At 49.9% G+C, this 5,317-nt stretch carries 5 protein-coding genes; 3 read left to right on the forward strand and 2 right to left on the reverse strand.

What is annotated here, in order from left to right; translation table 11 throughout:
* Positions 1-456 precede the first annotated feature (456 nt).
* From hrcA to NW837_RS00460, 3 genes are all read left to right on the forward strand, one after another.
* The gene (gene hrcA / locus NW837_RS00450) at positions 457-1,608 is read left to right on the forward strand and encodes a heat-inducible transcriptional repressor HrcA (protein WP_414328746.1); all 1,152 of its coding nucleotides are present in this window, start codon (positions 457-459) and stop codon (positions 1,606-1,608) included.
* 53 nt (positions 1,609-1,661) lie between these two features.
* Positions 1,662-2,645, forward strand: coding sequence for a tRNA lysidine(34) synthetase TilS (tilS, locus tag NW837_RS00455; RefSeq protein WP_414328747.1), 984 nt, complete (start codon positions 1,662-1,664; stop codon positions 2,643-2,645).
* Between the two features lie 215 nt (positions 2,646-2,860).
* Positions 2,861-3,757: a T9SS type A sorting domain-containing protein gene (locus tag NW837_RS00460; RefSeq protein ID WP_414328748.1), complete on the forward strand. Its 897-nt coding sequence runs from the start codon at positions 2,861-2,863 to the stop codon at positions 3,755-3,757.
* A 51-nt stretch (positions 3,758-3,808) separates the two neighbouring features.
* On the opposite strand, the gene NW837_RS00465 is transcribed toward NW837_RS00460, so the two are convergent.
* Positions 3,809-4,225, reverse strand: a complete 417-nt coding sequence (locus NW837_RS00465; RefSeq protein WP_414328749.1) for an arsenate reductase ArsC — start codon at positions 4,223-4,225, stop codon at positions 3,809-3,811.
* Complete coding sequence (arsB, locus tag NW837_RS00470) at positions 4,226-5,236, reverse strand: ACR3 family arsenite efflux transporter (protein ID WP_414328751.1); 1,011 nt, start codon at positions 5,234-5,236, stop codon at positions 4,226-4,228.
* Positions 5,237-5,317 lie beyond the last annotated feature (81 nt).

Here is a 5,317-nt window from a genome sequence, read left to right on the forward strand (position 1 = left end):
TTGTCTTTCTCCTGGGGGGATAAGTACACGGGACAACCTCAAAGATACAAAAGGATACAGGGGGGACAGCAGCAGGCCCAGTTGGCCTAGAGTTGACCGAACTCATGCGCAGAAATCCCCACTCTTGGCGCAGCGGACTGTTGCTACGCAACAAGGTGGCTAGCCGTAGTTCATCTTCTACCACCTCTGGGCAAAAAAGGGGAGCCCAGGCTACAAGAGATTTCACTCTCTCCTGCACAAGCAGCAGTCTCAACCTCTTCCGACATCGGGTTTTGCAACTTCCTTCCTAGGCAACCCGCTATATAAAGAGTAACAATAGATGCATATAGATTAGAAGATGTAAAAGTCTGTCTGGATTCCTATCTCAGCTCTGAGTTGGTTTATCCTGGAGCAATTTACCGGCTCTGTATTAACAGTTTCCTTTGATAGGCGTTGACTGGGTTCTTTTGATCGGCTATGAAACTCGAACTGACTCCCCGCCAGCGGAAGATTCTCTGGGCGACAGTGCGTAGCTACATTGCTACAGCTGAACCTGTCGGTTCCAGAACCTTGGCCCAGTCCTACAACTTTGGGGTAAGCACGGCCACCATTCGCAACGACTTGGCCACCCTTGAGCAAGTGGGATTGCTGTTTCAGCCTCACACCTCCGCCGGACGGGTTCCTTCCGACTTTGGCTATCGGGTTTATGTCAACGATTTGTTGACCTCCGCCAACAGCGGTGGGATCCCCCACGATGCTCCTCAGCCGGATCCCCATCCCGCTCTGCAACAGTTGATGGATCAGCTTGGCCGTGAGCTGGGAGATGACTTGGACAGTCTCCTACAAAGGGTGGCCCAGCTTTTGGCCCATCTGAGCGGTTGCATTGCTCTCATCACTCCTCCTCAGGGGCCGGTGGTAGCCATTCATCATGTGCAGTTGGTGTCGGTAGCGCCAGGGCGGGTGATGGTGTTGGTGGTAACCGACTCTTATCAAACCCATTCGGCTCTGGTCAGCCCCCCCGACTGGCCCAGCGACTCCCGCGAGGATTTGGAAGATGAACTGCAATTGCTCAGCAACTTTCTCACCCTGAAGCTGCGGGGCAAAACCTTTGCCGAGTTGCAGGATCTAAGCTGGCTGAAACTGGATGAAGAATTTCGTACCTACGGCCATTGGCTCCAGCAACTGCTGCGCTCGGTGGTGCAACGCTGTCTACAGCCCTCTCTGGGGCAGGTGTTCAGTGCCGGTATGGCCGAGTTGATGCGTCAGCCGGAGTTTTCCCAGGCCCGGCAGGTGCAGGCAGTGATGCAGTTGATCGAGGAGGGAGCCAAGCAACTGCAGGGGATGATTGGGCTCCATTTTGCCGATGGGGGTTTGCCCTCTCTGCCGAGCTCAACGGAGATGGATCAAGAGTCAGGACAGTCTGCCCGCAAGACCCCGGTGATCATCTACATTGGCAGCGAGAATCCACTGGAGTCTCTGCACCACTGTACGGTTATCACCTCCACTTACCACCGTCGCTCAGCTCCTCTGGGTACGGTCACCTTGCTGGGGCCGACCCGAATGGCCTACGAGCGCAGCATTGCTGCTGTGCAGGCGGTGGCCTCTCATCTGACCCGAGCTCTTGCCTAAGGGATCCCATGAAGGCAGGCAGGGTCTGGGTTGCACCTGAGCAATAACAAGCTGTGGCCAGGCTCTCTCCTCTCCACCTGCGGGTACAGTGCGCCATTCGGCAGCGGCAACTTCTTCACCCTGGCCAGCGGCTGCTGGTGGCTTTTTCGGGCGGGCAAGATTCTTTTTGCCTGCTCCAAATCCTGCGGGATCTACAGCCTCGCTGGGGCTGGCAGCTCTTCGTTTTGCATTGCGATCACCGCTGGTCGGCAGATGAAACGGAGTGTGCTCGCTTTTTGCAGGGGTGGCTGCAGCAGCAGGGACTGCCTCATGCCGTTGAGACTGCGGATCCCATCCGCCGAGATGAGGCAGGGGCCAGGGCTTGGCGCTACCAACAACTGGACAAATGGGCCCGCATCTGGGATTGCAGCGCCGTGGTGATGGGGCATACGGCCACGGATCGAGCAGAGACGTTTTTGTGGAACTTGTTGCGGGGAACAGGAGCCGCCGGGCTGAGCAGCCTGGATTGGCAGCGGCACCTAGACGACCGGGATCCCACCTCTGCCCAGGTGGTGCGACCCCTGCTGGGTCTATACCGTTGGGAAACCGAACAATTTTGCCAGCAGCACCAATTGCCGGTCTGGCCGGATCGCAGCAACCAAGATCTGGCCCATGGCCGCAACCGTCTCCGCCTGGAGGTGATGCCCTACTTGAAGCAGCACTTTAATCCGCAACTGGAAGCGGCCCTGAATCGGGCTGCCACGCTGCTCCAAGCAGAACATGAGCTGGTGGTAGCCCAAGCAGCTCAGCTATGGCAGCAGGTGTATGAGCCCGCTTTGCCAGGGCTGCGACGGGATCCCTTGCGGGCTGCCCCCTTGGCTCTGCAGCGGCAGGTAATGTTCCAGTTTTTGTCCCTGGTGTTGCCCCACCACCCCACCTTTGAACAGGTAGAAGCCGGGATCCAGCTCTTAAAAGCAGACCGAGGCAGCCGTAGCCCCGATTATCCAGGTGGGCACTGGCTGGAAGTGAAAGGGGATCACTTGGTTTGTTTCCATTAATTTTTCCATTAATTCCACTTCCCCGAAGGGAAGCAACCACTCGATCCGTCATCTCTCCCCTCTCCACCTTCCAGTTTCCATTAATTCCACTTCCCCGAAGGGAAGCGACTGATTCATTAATAGTAAGTATCACCACTGATTGTGGCAATACTTGGATACGATTAGCATCTTATGGTAATAATACAGGCCCGAGTCCATTGGCTACAGCACCTGATATGACCACTGCATTTGTACCTACCCCATCACAATGGGCAACCAAGACAATAGATTTAAGCCCGTATGCTTCTCAAACCGCCGCCGGAATCAGATTCCAATTGCGAAGTGGATGGGGAAATGTTACTTATCTGGATGATATAAACATTAGTGCTGCAACCAATACACCACCAAGCGCTTCTTTTAATGTTTCATCAACTAACATCTGTGCAGGGCAAAGTATTACATTTACCAATACATCTACCAATGCTACTTCCTATAGCTGGTCCTTCCCCGGCGGAACTCCTTCAACAAGTACAGCTGCCAGTCCTACTGTAACATTTAATTCAGCGGGGACATATACTGTAACATTAACAGCTAGCAATTTAAACGGAACAAACACGGCAACAGCCAGTATTGTGGTGAATCCTTTGCCCACACCTACTATAAGTGGTGGCGGTACTATTTGTCAGGGAAGCTCTGTAAATCTTACTGCTTCTGGTGGTAATAGTTTTACTTGGAATACAGGTGCTAATACTGCTTCCATCAATGTAAGCCCTGCATCCACTACTACCTATACCGTTACAGCCACAGCTACTAACGGATGTACAGCAACTGCGACTGCATCGGTTACAGTACTTAACTGTTCTTCGGTGGATGAAGTGATGAATACCTCCAACTTTTTGGTGTATCCCAATCCGGCTACTGATATGATTACCATTGCTCTGCAATTGGCTTCTGCCGAACCGTTGAAAGGAGAACTGATAACAACACTGGGTCAGGTGTTGCAGCAATTTACCATTGCTCCATCTCAGCAGCAAATAACTTTGATCACAGACGGATTGTCTTCTGGAATTTATCTTCTTAGAATATCTGACGGAAAACAAGCGATAACACAACGCATCATGGTTGTAAAATAAATCAGAAAGCCCCGGTTACAGGGCTTTTTTGTTTGTGTTTTCTTACTAGGATTAAGCAATGATAGTCTTTGAAAATTCTTCGCAGAATGTGCGTATCTCATTTCGAACCATACGAAATGCATGCATAATTTCTTCTTCACTTCCGGTTGCTTTGTCAGGATCAGAAAAACTATGATGTATGCGAATGGAATTACCTGGTATGTACGGACAGTTTTCTCTGGCATGATCACATACCGTGATGATGTAATCAAAGGGTATGTTTAAGTATTCATTTACATGGTTGCTGGTATGATGACTGATATCAATTCCATCTTCCTTCATGATTTGTATGGCTCTCGGATTTACGCCATGTATCTCAATACCGGCACTGTAAATATGAGCTTTACCTTGTAACAGATTTTCTAAATAACCATGTACCATTTGACTACGGGAGCTATTACCTGTGCATAAAACCAAGATTTTTTTCATTTAATACCTCCAACTGTTAGCGATGGCTACCAACGATAACATGATGGGTACTTCTATGAGTACACCAACCACCGTGGCTAACGACGCACCTGAATTAAGACCAAAAAGTGATATGGCCACGGCAACTGCGAGTTCAAAAAAATTACTGGCACCAATCATCGCAGCCGGTGCACAAACCGGATGTGATAAACGGAGCAATTTTCCACCCAGCCAGGTTATAAAAAATATGAAGTAGGTTTGAATGGTCAGTGGTATGGCTATCAACAAAATGGTGTATGGATGATCCAGTATGTGTTCGCCCTGAAAGGCAAAGAGTAAAACCAGGGTTGAAAGCAATGCTAGTATGGAAACAGGACGAAGTGCCGGAAGAAATTTTTGTTCAAACCAATCCTTTCCTTTTCGTTGAGGCAATATCCGATTGGTCAGATAACCCGTAGTTAGCGGTATAACAACAAAAACAACCACCGAAGTAATCAGTACTTCATACGGTATCTGTATGTTGGTTACTCCCAGCAGCCATTTTACAATGGGTACAAATGCAACCGGCAGAATAAGATCGTTGACTGAAACTTGTATTAACGTATAATTGGCATCGCCTTTTACCAAATAACTCCACACAAACACCATGGCTGTGCAGGGTGCGGCACCCAGCAGAATGGCGCCTGCCAGGTACTGGTCTGCATCTTCCGGAGTGATCCAGGTAGCATACAGATTTTTAAAGAAAATCCATCCAAACAATGCCATGGTGAAAGGTTTGATCAGCCAGTTTACAGTAACTGTCAGCGCCAGCCCTTTCCAATTTTTTGAAACACCGCCTATCGATGAAAAATCAATCTGTACCATCATCGGGTAGATCATCATCCAAACCAACACCGCTACCGGAATGTTGATGGTATATATCTGCCAGCTTTCAAGCACCGAAACAGAATTCCCCAGTATTTTCCCAAGACCAATGCCTGCAGCAATGCATAGCGAGACCCAAACGGTAAGGTATTTTTCAAAAAACTTCATGGGTTGAAATTTAATTACAGCGTTTCCATTAATTCCACTTCCCCGAAGGGAAGCGACTCCCCCCCATTATAACCCTTGTCC

This window comes from Synechococcus sp. R6-10 (assembly GCF_047461815.1).
Lineage (GTDB): Bacteria > Cyanobacteriota > Cyanobacteriia > Thermostichales > Thermostichaceae > Thermostichus.

Bases quoted from the DNA above. Each gene is read 5' to 3' on its own strand.
- NW837_RS00460 (WP_414328748.1), top strand. From the start codon at position 2,861: ATGACCACTGCATTTGTACCTACCCCATCACAATGGGCAACCAAGACA.
- NW837_RS00465 (WP_414328749.1), bottom strand. From the start codon at position 4,225: ATGAAAAAAATCTTGGTTTTATGCACAGGTAATAGCTCCCGTAGTCAA.
- hrcA (WP_414328746.1), top strand. From the start codon at position 457: ATGAAACTCGAACTGACTCCCCGCCAGCGGAAGATTCTCTGGGCGACA.
- arsB (WP_414328751.1), bottom strand. From the start codon at position 5,236: ATGAAGTTTTTTGAAAAATACCTTACCGTTTGGGTCTCGCTATGCATT.